This is a genomic window from Vibrio sp. 2092, assembly GCF_033339635.1.
In the GTDB taxonomy this organism is placed as follows: domain Bacteria; phylum Pseudomonadota; class Gammaproteobacteria; order Enterobacterales; family Vibrionaceae; genus Vibrio; species Vibrio alginolyticus.
In genome coordinates, this window is the sequence record NZ_JAWOUY010000003.1 from 113,120 (window position 1) to 130,336 (window position 17,217).

The 17,217-nt window shown below is 45.1% G+C and carries 14 protein-coding genes; 11 read left to right on the forward strand and 3 right to left on the reverse strand.

Going from position 1 to position 17,217, the window contains the following annotated elements:
• Nucleotides 1-87 precede the first annotated feature (87 nt).
• The 4 genes from prfC (at nucleotide 88) to R7P80_RS06965 (ending at nucleotide 4,217) form a co-directional block, all read left to right on the forward strand.
• A complete protein-coding gene (prfC, locus tag R7P80_RS06950) occupies nucleotides 88-1,677 on the forward strand; it encodes a peptide chain release factor 3 (protein WP_005380123.1) in 1,590 nt (529 codons plus the stop codon).
• Between the two features lie 94 nt (nucleotides 1,678-1,771).
• The gene (locus tag R7P80_RS06955) at nucleotides 1,772-1,969 is read left to right on the forward strand and encodes a DUF5363 family protein (protein ID WP_005380125.1); all 198 of its coding nucleotides are present in this window, start codon (nucleotides 1,772-1,774) and stop codon (nucleotides 1,967-1,969) included.
• Nucleotides 1,956-2,729 carry a TatD family hydrolase gene (locus tag R7P80_RS06960; RefSeq protein WP_005380129.1) on the forward strand — a complete coding sequence of 258 codons (774 nt, stop codon included), beginning with the start codon at nucleotides 1,956-1,958 and terminating at the stop codon, nucleotides 2,727-2,729. Before R7P80_RS06955 ends, R7P80_RS06960 begins: the two co-directional genes overlap by 14 nt.
• 204 nt (nucleotides 2,730-2,933) lie before the next feature.
• Nucleotides 2,934-4,217, forward strand: a complete 1,284-nt coding sequence (locus tag R7P80_RS06965) for a NupC/NupG family nucleoside CNT transporter (protein WP_005380131.1) — start codon at nucleotides 2,934-2,936, stop codon at nucleotides 4,215-4,217.
• Nucleotides 4,218-4,575: 358 nt separating this feature from the next.
• Here R7P80_RS06965 and R7P80_RS06970 read toward each other — a convergent pair whose 3' ends face one another.
• The gene (locus R7P80_RS06970) at nucleotides 4,576-4,710 is read right to left on the reverse strand and encodes a hypothetical protein (protein ID WP_005391675.1); all 135 of its coding nucleotides are present in this window, start codon (nucleotides 4,708-4,710) and stop codon (nucleotides 4,576-4,578) included.
• A gap of 90 nt (nucleotides 4,711-4,800) precedes the next feature.
• Here R7P80_RS06970 and deoC point away from each other — a divergent pair, with 90 nt between their 5' ends.
• The 4 genes from deoC to deoD all read left to right on the forward strand — a co-directional run bounded on the left by deoC (nucleotide 4,801) and on the right by deoD (nucleotide 9,155).
• A complete protein-coding gene (deoC, locus tag R7P80_RS06975; protein ID WP_005380133.1) occupies nucleotides 4,801-5,577 on the forward strand; it encodes a deoxyribose-phosphate aldolase in 777 nt (258 codons plus the stop codon).
• A gap of 97 nt (nucleotides 5,578-5,674) precedes the next feature.
• Nucleotides 5,675-7,003 (forward strand): thymidine phosphorylase, encoded by a 1,329-nt coding sequence (deoA, locus tag R7P80_RS06980; RefSeq protein WP_225491532.1) that lies wholly within the window; start codon nucleotides 5,675-5,677, stop codon nucleotides 7,001-7,003.
• A gap of 68 nt (nucleotides 7,004-7,071) precedes the next feature.
• Complete coding sequence (locus R7P80_RS06985; RefSeq protein ID WP_017820430.1) at nucleotides 7,072-8,292, forward strand: phosphopentomutase; 1,221 nt, start codon at nucleotides 7,072-7,074, stop codon at nucleotides 8,290-8,292.
• Nucleotides 8,293-8,435: 143 nt separating this feature from the next.
• On the forward strand, nucleotides 8,436-9,155 hold the full coding sequence (gene deoD, locus R7P80_RS06990) for a purine-nucleoside phosphorylase (RefSeq protein WP_005380140.1): 720 nt from the start codon (nucleotides 8,436-8,438) through the stop codon (nucleotides 9,153-9,155).
• 94 nt (nucleotides 9,156-9,249) lie between these two features.
• Here deoD and R7P80_RS06995 read toward each other — a convergent pair whose 3' ends face one another.
• Nucleotides 9,250-9,855 carry a YtjB family periplasmic protein gene (locus tag R7P80_RS06995; RefSeq protein ID WP_005391677.1) on the reverse strand — a complete coding sequence of 202 codons (606 nt, stop codon included), beginning with the start codon at nucleotides 9,853-9,855 and terminating at the stop codon, nucleotides 9,250-9,252.
• Nucleotides 9,856-9,946: 91 nt separating this feature from the next.
• Here R7P80_RS06995 and serB point away from each other — a divergent pair, with 91 nt between their 5' ends.
• Nucleotides 9,947-10,927: a phosphoserine phosphatase gene (gene serB, locus R7P80_RS07000; protein ID WP_225491531.1), complete on the forward strand. Its 981-nt coding sequence runs from the start codon at nucleotides 9,947-9,949 to the stop codon at nucleotides 10,925-10,927.
• A 63-nt stretch (nucleotides 10,928-10,990) separates the two neighbouring features.
• On the opposite strand, the gene R7P80_RS07005 is transcribed toward serB, so the two are convergent.
• Nucleotides 10,991-13,339 (reverse strand): PilZ domain-containing protein, encoded by a 2,349-nt coding sequence (locus tag R7P80_RS07005; RefSeq protein ID WP_170890502.1) that lies wholly within the window; start codon nucleotides 13,337-13,339, stop codon nucleotides 10,991-10,993.
• 136 nt (nucleotides 13,340-13,475) lie between these two features.
• Between R7P80_RS07005 and radA the strand changes: the two genes are divergently transcribed.
• Complete coding sequence (radA, locus tag R7P80_RS07010; RefSeq protein ID WP_005386443.1) at nucleotides 13,476-14,855, forward strand: DNA repair protein RadA; 1,380 nt, start codon at nucleotides 13,476-13,478, stop codon at nucleotides 14,853-14,855.
• 215 nt (nucleotides 14,856-15,070) lie between these two features.
• Complete coding sequence (gene fusA / locus R7P80_RS07015; protein ID WP_005386444.1) at nucleotides 15,071-17,161, forward strand: elongation factor G; 2,091 nt, start codon at nucleotides 15,071-15,073, stop codon at nucleotides 17,159-17,161.
• Nucleotides 17,162-17,217: the final 56 nt, after the last annotated feature.

Here is a 17,217-nt window from a genome sequence, read left to right on the forward strand (position 1 = left end):
GATAATAAGCGAGAATACCGCACAATATCGAATAGTAGATATGCTTGCCTATTTTGTGAGCATGAAAGTAATTTAGAAGATTAACTAATGTCAAATCCCCTTTTTTTAGGCGAAGTGTCTAAGCGCAGAACGTTCGCTATTATTTCTCACCCGGATGCGGGTAAAACCACCATTACTGAAAAAGTACTGTTATTCGGAAACGCGATCCAAAAAGCAGGTACGGTTAAAGGTCGTGGTAACGCACAGCACGCAAAATCAGACTGGATGGAAATGGAAAAGGAACGTGGTATCTCGGTAACCACTTCTGTAATGCAGTTCCCTTACAATGACTGTCTGGTAAACCTACTTGATACGCCTGGACACGAAGACTTCTCGGAAGATACATACCGTACGTTAACGGCAGTAGACTCGTGTTTGATGGTTATCGATGCGGCGAAAGGTGTCGAGGATCGTACACGTAAGCTGATGGAAGTAACGCGTCTGCGTGACACGCCAATCGTAACCTTCATGAACAAACTTGACCGTGACGTTCGTGATCCAATGGAAGTATTGGACGAGGTAGAAAACGAGTTGGGCATGATGTGTGCGCCAATTACATGGCCAATCGGCTGTGGTAAAGAATTTAAAGGTGTGTACCACATTCACCGTGATGAAACGATTTTATACGAATCAGGTCACGGTCATGAGATTCAAGAAGTTCGAATCATCAAAGGTCTCGATAACCCAGAGCTTGATGAAAAAGTTGGTGCAGGCCTTGCGGAAAGTGTTCGAGAAGAGCTTGAGCTTGTCATGGGTGCTTGCCCTGAGTTTGATTTGGAAATGTTCTTAACAGGTGACCTGACGCCAGTTTACTTCGGTACTGCATTAGGTAACTTTGGTGTGGATCATATGCTAGACGGTCTAACTGAATGGGCTCCAGCGCCGAAAACTCGTCAAGCGGTTGAACGTGAAGTTGAAGCGACTGAAGAGAAGTTCTCTGGTTTCGTATTTAAGATCCAAGCGAATATGGACCCAAAACACCGCGACCGTATCGCATTCATGCGTATTGTATCGGGCACTTACACGCAAGGTATGAAGATGAACCACGTTCGTCTTGGCAAGCAAGTGAGTATCTCTGATGCAGTAACCTTTATGGCTGGTGACCGTGCACGTGCAGAACACGCTTACGCCGGTGACATCATTGGTCTACACAACCACGGCACTATTCAGATTGGTGATACCTTTACGCAAGGTGAATCACTGAAGTTCTCTGGTATTCCGAACTTCGCTCCGGAACTATTCCGTCGTATTCGCCTGAAAGATCCATTAAAGCAGAAGCAGCTTCTCAAAGGTTTGGTTCAGCTATCAGAAGAAGGTGCGGTACAGGTATTCCGTCCTCTACAGAACAACGATCTGATCGTTGGTGCCGTTGGTGTACTTCAGTTCGATGTTGTTGTGGCTCGTTTGAAATCTGAGTATAACGTTGAAGCGATTTATGAAGGCATTAACGTTGCAACTGCTCGTTGGGTTGAGTGTGGTGATGCGAAGAAACTGGATGAGTTCCAACGCAAGAATCAAGCGAACTTAGCATTGGATGGTGGTGATAACCTAACGTATATCGCTCCAACAATGGTTAACTTAAACTTGGCGAAAGAGCGTTTCCCTGACGTTGATTTCCGTGCGACGCGTGAGCACTAATTTGCACGGTTAGGGTAAGCCTTAACGCAAACTAGATTTTAAAACGCCCTTGGCTATAAACTTAGCCAAGGGCGTTTTTATATAAGGATAAGATATGAATTGGTTTAAACGTGGGCTAAAGCGTTACGACAACTGGTGTAAAGAGATGGGGTTAACTCCCGATCAGAAACGCAGTTGTGTCCCATATCGAAAAGACCCAGCCCATCAAACTGAAGAAAAGAGTGAAGCCCAACCATCCTCTGATTTTCTGCCCGCAGATACAGATAAAAAGCGTCAAGATGAAGCTCTTTGATACGCACTGCCACTTTGATTTTGATGTGTTTCAAGATGACTTTGCACATCAACTTGAGCTTGCTCAAACGCAAGGCGTCGCAAGAATTTTGATTCCTTCCGTCGGTCCGCAAAACTGGGCTCGTATTCAAACTTTGGCAGAGCAACATGCCAATTTGTATTATGCGCTCGGCTTTCATCCGTATTTTCTTGAAGATAACGTTGAGCAGCACCTTACAGAGCTAGAAGGCTATCTAAATCAAAAAGGGCAGCAGTGCGTGGCAATAGGAGAGTGTGGTTTAGATTTTGCCATTGATGTTGATCCACAGTTGCAAGAAAAGATACTTGAAGTTCAATTTGAGCTGGCTAGACGCTTCGAACTCCCAGTTATTTTACATAGCCGAAAAGCGCACAATCGCCTAATTCAAATGGTGAAAGCGGCGAATCTCCCTAGAGGTGGTGTGCTACACGCTTTTTCTGGGAGTTATCAGCAAGCCATGGAGTGGGTCAAATTAGGTTTTTTTATCGGTGTAGGAGGAACGATTACCTACCCAAGAGCCAAGAAAACACGCGACGCAATTCAAAAATTACCACTCGAAAACCTAGTAATCGAAACAGACGCACCAGATATGCCTATACTTGGATATCAAGGGGAGTCAAATCACCCAGCCAAACTCATTCACGTCTTTAATGAGCTCGTAGAGTTGCATAACGGCCGAAAGCAATCGATTGCCTCTCAACTGTGGAAAAATAGCAATTTTGCTTTCTCGATATGTGAATAGAATCTAAAGATGTGGTTTGAAATCGAAAACGTTTTCCTGCTTATTGTGAATTAACTCACAAAGCTGGTTGAATCAATCATGAATCTTATAGGAAAGTGTGAGGCTGGCATTACTTTAATTGATTCTGCATGAGTATAATTGCCCCCGCTTTATAGCTCCATTTTGTAACACGCCAATAAATAACTTATAAGGAAGTCATAAACTATGAGCCTGTTTATGAGCCTAATCGGTATGGTAGTGCTTCTTGCGATTGCAGTGGCATTTTCTAACAACCGAAAAGCTATCAACTTTAGAACTGTGGGTGGCGCATTCGCTATCCAATTCGCATTAGGTGCATTTGTTCTGTATGTACCTTGGGGCCGTGATCTACTAAACGGTTTCTCTTCAGGTGTTTCTAACGTTATCAACTACGGTAACGATGGTTCATCATTCCTGTTCGGTGGTCTTGTTTCTGACAAGATGTTCGAAGTATTCGGCGGCGGCGGTTTCATCTTCGCATTCCGTGTTCTTCCTACACTGATCTTCTTCTCTGCACTGATTTCAGTTCTTTACTACATTGGCGTTATGCAATGGGTTATCAAGATTCTTGGTGGTGCACTACAAAAAGCGCTAGGCACTTCGCGTGCGGAATCAATGTCAGCGGCAGCTAACATCTTCGTAGGTCAAACTGAGGCACCTCTAGTTGTTCGTCCATTCGTTCCAAAAATGACTCAATCAGAGCTATTCGCGGTAATGTGTGGTGGTCTAGCTTCTGTTGCTGGTGGTGTACTAGCTGGTTACGCATCTATGGGTGTTCCACTAGAGTACCTAGTTGCGGCATCATTCATGGCAGCACCAGGTGGTCTACTGTTCGCTAAAATTCTTCACCCTGAGACTGACCAGCCTCACGAAAGTATCGAAGAAGCGATGGACGGCGGTGACGACAAACCAGTTAACGTAATCGACGCAGCTGCGGGCGGTGCGGCTTCTGGTCTACAACTTGCGCTTAACGTAGGTGCAATGCTAATCGCATTCGTTGGTCTAATCGCGCTAATCAACGGTATGCTAGGTGGCATCGGTGGTTGGTTCGGCATGCCAGAACTAACACTAGAGCTAATCCTAGGTTACGCGTTCTCTCCACTAGCATTCCTAATCGGTGTTCCATGGGCAGAAGCTGTAACAGCTGGTTCATTCATCGGTCAGAAAATCGTAGTGAACGAATTCGTTGCTTACTTGAACTTCACACCATATCTAGGTGAAAACGCTCAAGTAATCGCGGCAACTGGTGAAGTAATGTCTGAGAAGACAACAGCTATCATCTCATTCGCACTATGTGGTTTCGCGAACCTTTCTTCTATCGCGATTCTACTTGGTGGTCTAGGTAGCCTTGCACCAAACCGTCGTAGTGACATCGCTCGCATGGGTGTTAAAGCAGTTCTTGCAGGTACGTTGTCTAACCTTATGGCAGCGACAATTGCAGGCTTCTGCTTAAGCCTTGCAGCACTATAATTAGAATCGGTTCTTAATATATAGACGCCGTTTTACATCATGCCCTGTAGCAAGAGATTGCTGCGGGGCATTTTTCGTTTTTCGGGCTCCAAAATTTCATCGGGTGTTTGCCTTAGTCGAGGTATTACGCAGTCAATGGAATAGGGGCTAGGAAATTTTGAGATACAAACCGTTTGCGCTCTATTTGGTGCTACAGTTTTGCGGTGAAACTCTATAATGTATTAATCACAGGATAGTGGTTAAGCTTGATTCTTAATCACGTAATGAATATTACATAATCGATGGGCAAATGAATTGCCCTGCAATATCAGATCTAATAGGCGTTTTGCTTTGTGATGTGATATTAAAGACACCGCAATCATAGATTGTTGTGCCATAGGCCAAACTGGTACTGTGCGGTGACAAGGATAGCAATTGGCATATGATAAATTTTCGCTGTATATGCCGAGTCTTCAGGGAACCAAGTCCGTTCATTAATAGACTGTTTAGCCATTTACTCACATTGTCTCGACTTGTTGATTATAGTTAAAGACGTGATGTAAGGCTGAGTAGTGAATTTTTTGAATATTGATCGGAGATAGAAATGAGCGATTTAAAAGCAGCAGCGCTACGTGCACTTAAACTTATGGACCTAACTACGTTGAATGACGATGACACTGATGCAAAAGTGATCTCACTATGTCATGATGCGAAAACAGCAGTAGGCAACACAGCTGCAATTTGTATTTACCCTCGCTTTATTCCTATTGCTAAGAAGACACTTCGTGAGCAAGGTACGCCAGAGGTTCGTATTGCAACAGTAACGAACTTCCCACATGGTAACGACGACATTGAAATCGCAGTTGCTGAAACAAAAGCGGCGGTTGCTTACGGTGCAGACGAAGTTGACGTAGTTTTTCCTTACCGCGCGCTAATGGCGGGTGATGAGAAAGTAGGCTTCGAACTAGTTAAGCAATGTAAAGAAGCTTGTGGTGACATTCTTCTTAAAGTGATCATCGAAACAGGTGAACTAAAAGAAGAAGCACTAATCAAGAAAGCATCTCAAATCTGTATTGAAGCAGGTGCTGACTTCATTAAAACTTCAACTGGTAAAGTGCCAGTAAACGCAACACCAGAATACGCTCGCATGATGCTTGAAGTTATTCGCGACATGGGTGTTGCAGAAACTGTTGGTTTCAAACCAGCAGGTGGTGTGCGCACTGCTGAAGACGCAGCAGCATACCTAGCAATGGCTGACGAAATCCTAGGTGACAACTGGGTTGATGCTCGTCACTACCGTTTTGGTGCGTCTAGCCTGCTAACCAACCTACTAAATACATTAGAAGTATCGGACGACGTCGCTGATCCAACAGCGTACTAATTCCAATAATACGTCTGAACGGTAGCACCTAAACGGGTGCTACCAAACCTCTTCTATCCTACTACAACCATGGCTCAAAAGAGCTTGGGAGGCACTAATGTATTTACCACAAGAAATCATTCGTAAAAAACGTGACGGCGAAGTCCTAACCGCCGACGAAATCAACTTCTTTATTCAAGGCGTAGCGAACAACACGGTATCTGAAGGTCAGATTGCGGCGTTTGCTATGACGATTTTCTTTAATGAAATGACCATGGATGAGCGCATCGCCTTAACGTGTGCAATGCGTGATTCGGGCATGGTTATCGACTGGAGCCACATGAACTTCGGTGGTCCAATTGTCGACAAACACTCAACCGGTGGTGTGGGTGACGTAACTTCTTTAATGCTTGGCCCAATGGTGGCAGCGTGTGGCGGTTTCGTACCTATGATCTCTGGCCGCGGTCTTGGTCATACAGGCGGTACGCTGGATAAACTTGAATCTATCCCTGGTTACAACATTACGCCGAGCAACGATGTTTTTGGTCAAGTAACCAAAGACGCTGGTGTGGCGATCATCGGTCAAACTGGTGACCTTGCTCCTGCGGATAAGCGTGTTTACGCGACTCGTGATATTACCGCAACGGTAGACAATATCTCCCTGATTACGGCGTCGATCCTTTCTAAGAAACTGGCGGCGGGTCTGGAATCGCTAGTGATGGACGTAAAAGTGGGTTCAGGTGCATTTATGCCAACTTACGAAGCGTCTGAAGAGCTAGCAAAATCAATCGTTGCGGTAGCAAACGGTGCTGGCACTAAAACTACGGCAATTCTTACGGACATGAACCAAGTATTGGCGTCTTCAGCGGGTAACGCAGTGGAAGTTCGTGAAGCGGTTCGTTTCTTAACGGGTGAATACCGTAATCCTCGTCTACTTGAAGTGACCATGGCTTCATGTGCTGAAATGTTAGTACTTGGCAAGCTTGCTGAGAACACAGAAGACGCACGCGCAAAACTGATGGAAGTGCTGGATAACGGCAAAGCGGCTGAGTGCTTCGGCAAGATGGTTGCCGGTTTAGGCGGCCCTGCGGACTTCGTAGAAAACTACGACAACTACTTAGAAAAAGCAGCAATCATTAAGCCAGTTTACGCAACAGAAACGGGCATTGTCTCTGCAATGGATACACGTGCTATCGGCATGGCTGTGGTTGCTATGGGTGGTGGTCGTCGTGTTGCTACTGATGAAATCGACTACGCAGTTGGTTTCGACGAGTTCATCCGCCTAGGTGAGGTCGCAGACAGTGATAAACCTCTTGCGTTCATCCACGCTCGCACTGAAGAGCAATGGGAAGAAGCGGCAAAAGCACTGCGCAGTGCAATCAAAGTAGGTGGTGAATACACACCAACTCCAGAGGTTTACCGCCAAATTCGTGCAGAAGATATCTAATAGAACAAGCAATTACACAAGGCCTACTCAACCATAATAAAAAGCCGAGTGGGCCTAAGGAACGAGCAATGAAAAGAGCATTTATTTTAGTACTAGACTCATTCGGTATCGGTGCAACTGCCGACGCTAAAGAATTTGGTGATGTAGGTTCAGACACACTAGGTCACATCGCTGACCAATGTGAAAAAGGCTTAGCAGATAACGACAATCGCCAAGGTGCACTTCGCCTTCCAAATCTATCGAAACTTGGTTTGGCAATGGCGCATAAAGAATCGACAGGTCGCTTCGCACCTGGACTAGACGCAGACGCTGAAATCATTGGTGCATACGGTCATGCAGCAGAGCTTTCTTCAGGTAAAGACACGCCGTCTGGTCACTGGGAAATCGCAGGTGTTCCTGTTCTGTTTGACTGGGGTTACTTCACTGACAAAGCAAACAGCTTCCCGAAAGAACTGACTGACCGCATTCTTGAGCGTGCAGGTCTTGACGGTTTCCTAGGTAACTGTCACGCGTCTGGTACTCAAGTTCTTGACGATCTTGGTGAAGAGCACATGAAGACTGGCAAACCAATCTTCTACACGTCTGCTGACTCTGTATTCCAAATCGCATGTCACGAAGAGACTTTCGGTCTAGACCGTCTACTAGAGCTTTGCCAAATCGCACGTGAAGAGCTAGAAGATTACAACATTGGTCGTGTTATCGCGCGCCCATTCGTTGGTGCTGGTAAAGGTCAATTTGAGCGTACAGGTAATCGTCGTGATCTTTCTGTAGAGCCACCATCAGCAACGGTTCTTCAGAAGCTCGTTGATGAGAAGCAAGGCAACGTGGTTTCTATTGGTAAGATTGCTGATATCTACGCAAACTGCGGCATCACTAAGAAAGTGAAAGCGACAGGTATCCCTGCATTGTTCGAAGCAACGCTAGAGCAAATCAAAGAAGCGGGCGACAACACGATCGTATTCACTAACTTTGTAGACTTCGACTCAGCTTACGGTCACCGTCGTGACGTAGCGGGTTACGCAGCGGCACTTGAGTACTTCGATGGTCGTATCAACGAAGTGCTAGAGATTATGGAAGAAGACGATGTGCTTATCCTAACGGCAGACCACGGCTGTGACCCAACATGGCCAGGCACTGACCATACTCGTGAGCACATCCCAGTATTGGTTTATGGTCAAAAAGTACCAGCTGGTTCTCTTGGCCGCCGCGAAACATTCGCAGATATCGGTCAAACATTGGCAAGTTACTTCGGTACTTCTCCAATGGATTACGGTAAGAACTTCCTATAATTAGTTAGGTTTTTGAAAACTAGGAGCTCGATTGCTCCTAGTTTTATGTTTGCAGTATGTAAATGCTGCTTGTCGGAAATGAGAATACTCTGGCTTATATCGCCTTAAGCGCGGAGCGCTAGAGAAAGGTTAAGGAAAAGAAAATGGCAACTCCACATATCAATGCTGAAATGGGTGCATTTGCAGACGTCGTACTGATGCCTGGTGATCCACTACGTGCAAAATACATCGCAGAGACTTTCCTTGAAGATGTCGTTCAAGTGTGTGACGTTCGTAATATGTTTGGTTACACAGGCACATACAAAGGCCGTAAGATCTCGGTAATGGGCCACGGTATGGGTATCCCATCATGCTCGATTTACGCGACTGAACTAATCAAAGACTTCGGCGTGAAGAAAATCATCCGTGTTGGCAGCTGTGGCGCAGTGAATGAAGACATCAAAGTGCGTGATGTTGTGATCGGCATGGGTGCATGTACTGACTCTAAAGTGAACCGTATCCGCTTTAAAGGTCATGACTTCGCGGCAATCGCAGACTACAACATGGTTCGTGCGGCAGAAGACGCTGCAAAAGCTCGCGGTATTGACGTTAAAGTTGGTAACCTATTCTCAGCAGAGCTTTTCTACACGCCAGATCCAGAAATGTTCGATGTAATGGACAAGTACGGCATTGTTGGTGTTGAAATGGAAGCGGCTGGTATTTACGGTGTTGCGGCAGAATACGGTGCAAAAGCTCTGACAATCTGTACGGTTTCTGATCATATCAAGACTGGCGAACAGACTACATCTGACGAGCGTCAAACGACATTCAACGACATGATGCTAATCGCACTAGATTCAGTATTGCTTGGTGACGAAGAGTAAGCGACGAAGAGTCATTCTATTTTTCGCTCTCAAGAGCTAAAAAACAGCCCGCACATTGCGGGCTGTTTTTATATGAGTTATTAGCGCTACCTAGTTACTTGGTTAGCAGAAGGTTTGGCGCTTTTTTACGACGTATCGGTTGTCGACGTAAAATCAAGATGAACAACATACCACAGACAAAGCTCATTAAGACCATCATGTACATATAACGATCACTCTTGCGATAGTGGTGGTCAGAAATAGCCGTCACCCGGCCCGTCTCAAAGGTCACGCGAACAAAACCGATAAGCGCACCATCTGCAAAAACTGGTTCAACCAACTGCTGGCGACCAATGGAAGCTGTTGCCAAAGGCGTATCCAGGCCAAGAACTTCGCGTACCGATAATGCCTCTTCACTAGATGCTAAACGTACACCCTGTGCATCGTAGATTGTTGCATCAAACACTAAACGGTCTTGTGCTAGCTGGTTTGTTAGCTGAAGTAATCGTTCTTGATCTTTAGTTAAAATCATCTCACTGGCAGAAAGAGACGCCTGTGAAATCAAAACTTTGGTGAGTGTTTCAAGCTGTTGTGCTTGAATTTTCTCATTACCCTTACTGATCACAACACTGTTTTTTATTGTGATAAACAACATCACACACAGCAGGATTAGTGCCAGAATTCTTAGGGCATTCCTTACTGAGAACAAAGATTCACTCATGCTCTTTACTCATCCATTTAAAATAAAACAAAGACTTGCCTTTTTAGTTTGTTGAGGTAACGTTTTAGCAAAGTCATAAGGGATTATATACATGGACGCGTCAAAAAGCTTGCCTATCAGAAAACATACGACACTTTTAAAACGATTACCCGAGACTCGATTTGCCTCCCAATTAGATAAAGCAAAAGCAAACTGGATCGTATTTGCTGAGTACCTTTCGCCAAGTCACTTCGAAGACATTGATTTCTTCACCGGCTTTTACAACCCGATACTAGAAACGTGGAAAGTTGGCCAATATGAAGTAGCCCTGATGGCCGGAGAGTTGACTCCTCAACATGAAACGATCTTACAAAGTCTCAACCTAGATTACGCCTCGCTTAATGAAGTGCCCGATCTATCAACCCAAGGGTTGATTGTATTTGATATGGATTCAACGGCGATCCAGATAGAGTGTATTGATGAAATCGCGAAACAGGCAGGAGTAGGGGATGAGGTCGCTGAAGTCACTGAACGTGCCATGCAAGGTGAGCTGGATTTTGAGCAAAGTTTACGTCAGCGAGTTGGTAAGCTCAAAGGTGCCGATGAATCAATTCTTGAACAAGTTCGTTCCCAGTTACCATTCATGCCGGACTTTGAAGCGCTAATTGCGACGTTGAAAGCCTTGGGCTGGAACACAGCGATTGCTTCCGGTGGTTTTACTTACTTCTCTGATTACATCAAAGATAAAGTCGACTTAGATTTTGCTCGCTCCAATCAATTAGAAATTATTGACGGCAAACTCACGGGTAACGTACTTGGTGATGTGGTAACGGCGCAGATGAAGTCTGACATTCTAGTGGAACTGGCGGATGAATATGAAATTGAGCAGCACAACACGGTTGCTGTCGGTGATGGCGCTAATGATCTTGTGATGATGTCGGTGGCAGGATTAGGGATTGCGTATCACGCAAAACCAAAAGTGGAAGCTCAAGCGCAATCTGCGATTCGCTTTGCTGGGTTGGGCGGTGTGCTCTGTATTTTATCTGGCGCATTGGTGAAGCAGCAAAAGGTTAGCTGGAAAGCTAAACCTTAACCATCCATTCAAAAACACCGCCAGAAAGGCGGTGTTTTTTTTCAATTTGGTATGACTTTGAATTTACTCGGTTAACTCCAATCTAATTACAACCTCTTCAGTAATGTCTTCAAATTCACTGTAACCAACGAGCGCCGTCAACTCTTTTTCTAACTTGCTCGCTTGATGTACACCAAATTGGGTTAAGTCACTTAAATCTTGTTGCAGTAATGATGTCATCGGATCGAAAATTGGTGCAGTAGAAAGGCGAAGCACGTAAAAGTCACCCATCATTCGCGCTTTCTTTATAAATTGAATCCGCTCTTTTACGCTGTTGAACTCTTGATGAAGCTTTGACTCAATGCCTGTAATTTTATTGCCTACTTTTGCGGCGCTTATGTAGATATCCTGATGTCTGGCTTGAGCACCTTCTACACGTTTTATTGGCTCTGCGATTAATGTGCTTGTCCGGCCTTTAAAGATAGGTTCAAGTGACAACAGTTGGTCATGCCCAAGACGGGCAAAAAGTTCAATGTGTTTAGGTAGCGGCAAGTTCACCCCGATAACGGGGGTTTTTATTGAAGATGACGTACTCTTACTGATAAAAATGGGCGTGCTCAGCGTACGCGAGAGCAACATGCAGTGCAGCCTTTCAAGTAGAGCATTACTTGGTAGCGTCTCTTTTTGCGGGATTAGCTTGTCTTGATTGTGCTCGATAATGCTGTTGAAAAAAGCGATTACCTTCATGGTTTGGCTGCTTTCATCAATAACTAACTGCACGCTACAACCATCTGGGCTTACACGAATTACTCGGTATGGTACCGACATTAACGGCAATTTTTTATCGTAGAGTTGTAATTCTCGAAAGTTGATTCTTACCTCTTGCCCAGAACGTAACATCGTGGGCTCACTTAGCCTAATTCCGAGTCCTCGTTTGGAAAGGTCAACAGTACAGCCGCCTGTTTTAGTTTGTCCTGAGTACAACTCTAAAGGTGTTTTAAAACGATAACGAGGCTCTTTACGACGAGACTTTGCATCAAAATAAATGCCCTTTGGATTGCCAATAACTCTTCTCGGATGGCGAAACGCGTTTAACGTATTAGCGGGTAAGCGCGGCTTTTCAGTTAGCAGGTAATCCTGCCCTGACTTTTCGTCAGCAATTTCTTGCAAAATACCAATATGAGTCAGTGATTGAGACGTTTCTGCCAACTCTGGAGAGAATGCTGCTAGGTCTTCCTGTTCTTGCTCTGATAGTTCAAAGATTGAAATTCTAAAGGCGCGCCAACTCTCTCGTTTGCCACCTAAATGCCAAAATAGCTGGCGCTGTTCGCGAGTTGCTTCAGGGCGAAACATCGAATAGAAATAGGTTCGATTCTCGTGCTCGTGAGTAAATGAATAAAGGACATTGGTTGTTCCTTTCACACCAGGCTTAATGAGTGACGCGATGCGTTGCTCGTTGAATAAGGAACCAAACATTTGCTGGTTTCTCTCATCGTGCCAGTATTGCCAAAGCTTTTGATTGTTTGGCGTTAACATTGCTAATTTTAGGTCACTACCATCAAAGAATAGAGGCAAGCTGCTGGTGTGCTTTAGTGCGATGTGCTCATAACCGCGAGTTCGAGCTCGAATAATCTTGTCTTGATTGTCGTGACGAGCCCTTTTAACAGCACTGTTGAGCGCTTCATCTATCACTCTGGTGACGACATTGGTATCAGTTAAGCGTATGGTTCTGAGGTATCGAACTGAGTCATTTTCGTAACAGTCATCAACCGCGAGTATGCGGTATGCAAGCGGTTTCTCTATACCTGCAACGTTAGATTTGCTGGCAAATTCAGTAAACGTGACCTGAATAATTTCCCCAAGGTTATATTTAAATGCGCTAGGGACTTTGAACTTTGCGCCAGAGCTAGATAAATCAATGCTTAATCCATGAAGAAGCTGTCCTTTAGAACGGCAAATTTCAACTTGAGATTGGACTTTCAAGCGTTTTTCTTGGCGCTTTAAATCGTAGCCTAGGTGAACGGGTTCTGCTAAGAACGGGCTTTTAGGATCCGTTAACGATTGCGTTTTTTGCTGAGTAAGGCGCTTGCTCATTACGCGAAAGTTATTTCGCGTGTTGACCAATGCTTCCCACATTCCTTCCGTGTAGCAGCCAAACTTTTTGATGTTTTTATGGTAAGCGTTGAAAGCAACATCATCCAACCAATGTGGAATACCATCCAAAATATACTCGCGACATTCGCCTTGAACGCGACCTCGCAAATCAATGCTTTTTTTGCATGGAGCCATTAAGCGGTTAAGTTCCATTTTAACCAAAATTTTGGCCGAAGGCGGCTCTTCCTCGGTCAGTTGGCCAAGGACAAAGTCAAAGTCATTCGTACCGTAAACGGGAATGAGTCGTTCTGCGAGCGAGAGAATTTCAGATTGCTGCATTATTTCTGTTAGAGTATGTCGTTACTTTAAATTGTATCGGCTAAGCGAAGTAATACTTAAGTATATCAATAGTTCATTTCAGTTCAGGTCTGACTTGGCTGTGCTTAGTCACATTTGTAGAAAAAATTGAGGCATCATGGCGAAAGCAAAACGAGCGTATGTTTGTAATGATTGTGGCGCGGACTTTCCCCGTTGGCAGGGGCAGTGTAACGCATGTGGTGCATGGAATACGATAACAGAAGTACGTATCGCTGCATCGCCAACCGTTGCTCGCAATGAACGCTTAAGCGGCTACGCTGGTTCCGCAACAGAAGCTACGGTTCAAACGCTATCCGAAATTGATCTGCAAGAAGTACCTCGCTTCACCAGTGGGTTTAAAGAGCTTGACCGCGTGTTGGGTGGTGGTGTTGTACCAGGTGCCGCAATTTTGATTGGTGGTAACCCTGGCGCTGGTAAATCAACCCTTCTGTTGCAAACCATGTGTAGTTTATCTGCGCAAATGCCAACGCTTTACGTAACCGGTGAAGAGTCATTACAGCAGGTGGCAATGCGTGCTTCCCGATTGGGCTTGCCGAAAGATCATTTAAAAATGCTATCGGAAACGAACGTCGACAAAATTTGCCAAATCGCCGAAAAAGAGCAGCCTCGTATAATGGTGATAGACTCGATTCAGGTGATGCACGTTTCTGATGTTCAATCGTCGCCTGGCAGTGTTGCTCAGGTACGTGAATCTGCGACGGCTCTGACACGATACGCAAAACAGAATAATGTTGCGGTATTTATTGTTGGTCACGTAACAAAAGATGGTACCCTTGCGGGCCCTAAAGTTCTTGAACACATTATCGACTGTTCGGTACTACTCGATGGTGGAACGGATAGCCGATTCCGCACTTTGCGTAGTCATAAAAACCGTTTTGGCGCTGTGAATGAGCTTGGTGTCTTTGCAATGACAGGCCAAGGATTGAAAGAAGTGAGTAACCCATCTGCGATCTTCCTTTCTCGTGGTGAAGAAGAAACATCAGGCTCTTCCGTCATGGTGGTTTGGGAAGGTACGCGCCCTCTGCTAGTAGAGATTCAAGCGCTGGTGGATTACTCGCAGTTAGCCAACCCTCGTCGTGTTGCGGTCGGCTTGGAGCAGAACCGCCTATCACTTTTGCTTGCTGTGTTGCATAAGCATGGTGGCTTACAAATGGCAGACCAAGATGTCTTTGTTAATGTGGTTGGCGGTGTTAAGGTGACGGAGACAAGCGCTGATCTTGCTTTAGTTATGGCGCTTTTATCGAGTTTTCGTGACCGTCCACTCCCTAAAGATGTGGTGATTTTTGGTGAGGTAGGGCTTGCGGGCGAAATCCGTCCAGTACCAAGTGGGCAAGAGCGTTTGAATGAAGCGTTCAAACATGGTTTCAAGAAAGCCATCGTGCCAGCAGCCAACATGCCGAAAGGTGGCATCCCTGGCATGCAAATTCACGGCGTTAAGAAATTGTCGGAAGCTATAGAGGCTTTTGACGAGCTGTAATGCTCATAAGAATGGTATTTGTGCAATCACAAACTGTTCTATTCGTCCTCAATAAAATGCGAATAAAGTACATAAATTGCTGTGTTTGACTATGCTTTGGGGACGGAAATTTCACGTTAAAATTTTTTTTCTTCCATCCGCACGCAAGGGTATCAGTATTGACAGAATGTGATATACTCTGCGCGCACTTTATACCTTATTAACAGAGTAAGACAATGACTGATTTATCAAAATACAGAAACATTGGTATTTTTGCTCACGTAGACGCGGGTAAAACTACCTCTACAGAGCGTATCCTAAAGCTAACTGGTAAGATCCATAAGATCGGTGACACTCACGACGGTTCAACTACTACTGACTTCATGGAGCAGGAAGCTGAGCGTGGTATCACAATCCAGTCTGCAGCAACAACTTGTTTCTGGAACGATCACCGTCTAAACATCATCGATACTCCTGGACACGTTGACTTCACTATCGAAGTTTACCGTTCTCTAAAAGTACTTGACGGTGGTATCGGTGTATTCTGTGGTTCTGGTGGTGTTGAGCCTCAGTCAGAAACTAACTGGCGTTACGCTGACGAATCACACGTATCACGTCTGATCTTCGTTAACAAACTAGACCGTATGGGCGCAGATTTCTACAAAGTTGTAGATCAAGTACAGAACGTACTAGGTGCTACACCTCTAGTTATGACTCTACCTATCGGTATCGAAGAAGATTTCGTAGGTGTTGTAGACGTACTAAGCCAACAAGCTTACGTATGGGATGAGTCTGGCCAACCAGAGAACTACGAAGTTCAAGATATTCCAGCAGACATGGTAGAGAAAGCTGCTGAATACCGTGAAATGCTAATCGAAACTGCTCTAGAGCAAGACGAAGATCTAATGATGGCTTACCTAGAAGAAGGCGAAGAGCCATCTCTAGAAGACATCAAACGTTGTATCCGTAAAGGTACTCGTGATCTAGCATTCTTCCCAACTTACTGTGGTTCAGCGTACAAGAACAAAGGTATCCAACTTATTCTTGACGCGGTAATTGATTACCTACCATCTCCAACAGAAGTTGATCCACAGCCTCTAACTGATTCAGAGACTGGTGAGCCAACTGGTGAAGTTGCGACTGTATCTGCAGACGAGCCACTACGTGCTCTTGCATTTAAGATTATGGATGACCGCTTCGGTGCTCTAACCTTTATCCGCATCTACTCTGGTAAGATGAAGAAAGGTGACACAATCCTTAACTCTGCAACTGGTAAAACAGAGCGTATCGGCCGTATGGTTGAGATGCACGCGGACGAGCGTAACGAGATCGATTCAGCACAAGCTGGTGACATCATCGCTGTAGTTGGTATGAAGAACGTTCAAACTGGTCACACTCTATGTGATCCTAAGCACGAATGTACTCTTGAGCCAATGATCTTCCCAGATCCAGTAATCTCTATCGCAGTTAAGCCTAAAGATAAAGGCGGTTCTGAGAAGATGGGTATCGCGATCGGTAAAATGGTTGCAGAAGATCCATCATTCCAAGTTGAGACTGATGAAGATTCAGGCGAAACTATCCTGAAAGGTATGGGTGAACTTCACCTAGACATCAAGGTAGATATCCTTAAGCGTACTTACGGCGTTGAGCTAGAAGTTGGTGCTCCACAGGTTGCTTACCGTGAAACTATCACTCAAGCAATCGAAGATAGCTACACGCACAAGAAACAGTCTGGTGGTTCTGGTCAGTTCGGTAAGATCGACTACCGCATCAAACCAGGTGAGCCAAACTCTGGCTTCACGTTCAAATCTACAGTTGTTGGTGGTAACGTACCTAAAGAATTCTGGCCTGCAGTTGAGAAAGGCTTTGCGTCAATGATGGAGCACGGTGTTCTAGCTGGCTTCCCTACTCTAGACGTTGAAGTTGAACTATTCGACGGTGGTTTCCACGCAGTTGACTCTTCAGCTATCGCTTACGAAATCGCAGCGAAAGGTGCATTCCGTCAGTCTATGCCTAAAGCTGGCGCGCAACTTCTTGAGCCAATCATGAAAGTTGACGTGTTCACTCCAGAAGATCACGTTGGTGACGTAATCGGTGACCTTAACCGTCGTCGTGGTATGATCAAAGACCAACAAGCAGCGTCTACTGGCGTACGTATCAAGGGTGATGTACCTCTATCAGAAATGTTTGGTTACATCGGTACTCTACGTACTATGACTTCTGGTCGTGGTCAGTTCTCTATGGAGTTCTCACACTACGCACCATGTCCAACAAACGTTGCAGAGCAAGTAATTGCTGACGTTAAAGAGCGTAACGCTAAGAAGTAATTCTTAAGTTAACTCTATAACTTGAAAGCCCCGCTTAGTGCGGGGCTTTTTGTATT

Excerpts from the sequence above, each read along its gene's own strand:
- prfC (WP_005380123.1), top strand. The coding sequence starts at position 88 with ATGTCAAATCCCCTTTTTTTAGGCGAAGTGTCTAAGCGCAGAACGTTC.
- R7P80_RS06955 (WP_005380125.1), top strand. The coding sequence starts at position 1,772 with ATGAATTGGTTTAAACGTGGGCTAAAGCGTTACGACAACTGGTGTAAA.
- R7P80_RS06960 (WP_005380129.1), top strand. The coding sequence starts at position 1,956 with ATGAAGCTCTTTGATACGCACTGCCACTTTGATTTTGATGTGTTTCAA.
- R7P80_RS06965 (WP_005380131.1), top strand. The coding sequence starts at position 2,934 with ATGAGCCTGTTTATGAGCCTAATCGGTATGGTAGTGCTTCTTGCGATT.
- R7P80_RS06970 (WP_005391675.1), bottom strand. The coding sequence starts at position 4,710 with ATGGCTAAACAGTCTATTAATGAACGGACTTGGTTCCCTGAAGACTCG.
- deoC (WP_005380133.1), top strand. The coding sequence starts at position 4,801 with ATGAGCGATTTAAAAGCAGCAGCGCTACGTGCACTTAAACTTATGGAC.
- deoA (WP_225491532.1), top strand. The coding sequence starts at position 5,675 with ATGTATTTACCACAAGAAATCATTCGTAAAAAACGTGACGGCGAAGTC.
- R7P80_RS06985 (WP_017820430.1), top strand. The coding sequence starts at position 7,072 with ATGAAAAGAGCATTTATTTTAGTACTAGACTCATTCGGTATCGGTGCA.
- deoD (WP_005380140.1), top strand. The coding sequence starts at position 8,436 with ATGGCAACTCCACATATCAATGCTGAAATGGGTGCATTTGCAGACGTC.
- R7P80_RS06995 (WP_005391677.1), bottom strand. The coding sequence starts at position 9,855 with ATGAGTGAATCTTTGTTCTCAGTAAGGAATGCCCTAAGAATTCTGGCA.
- serB (WP_225491531.1), top strand. The coding sequence starts at position 9,947 with ATGGACGCGTCAAAAAGCTTGCCTATCAGAAAACATACGACACTTTTA.
- R7P80_RS07005 (WP_170890502.1), bottom strand. The coding sequence starts at position 13,339 with ATGCAGCAATCTGAAATTCTCTCGCTCGCAGAACGACTCATTCCCGTT.
- radA (WP_005386443.1), top strand. The coding sequence starts at position 13,476 with ATGGCGAAAGCAAAACGAGCGTATGTTTGTAATGATTGTGGCGCGGAC.
- fusA (WP_005386444.1), top strand. The coding sequence starts at position 15,071 with ATGACTGATTTATCAAAATACAGAAACATTGGTATTTTTGCTCACGTA.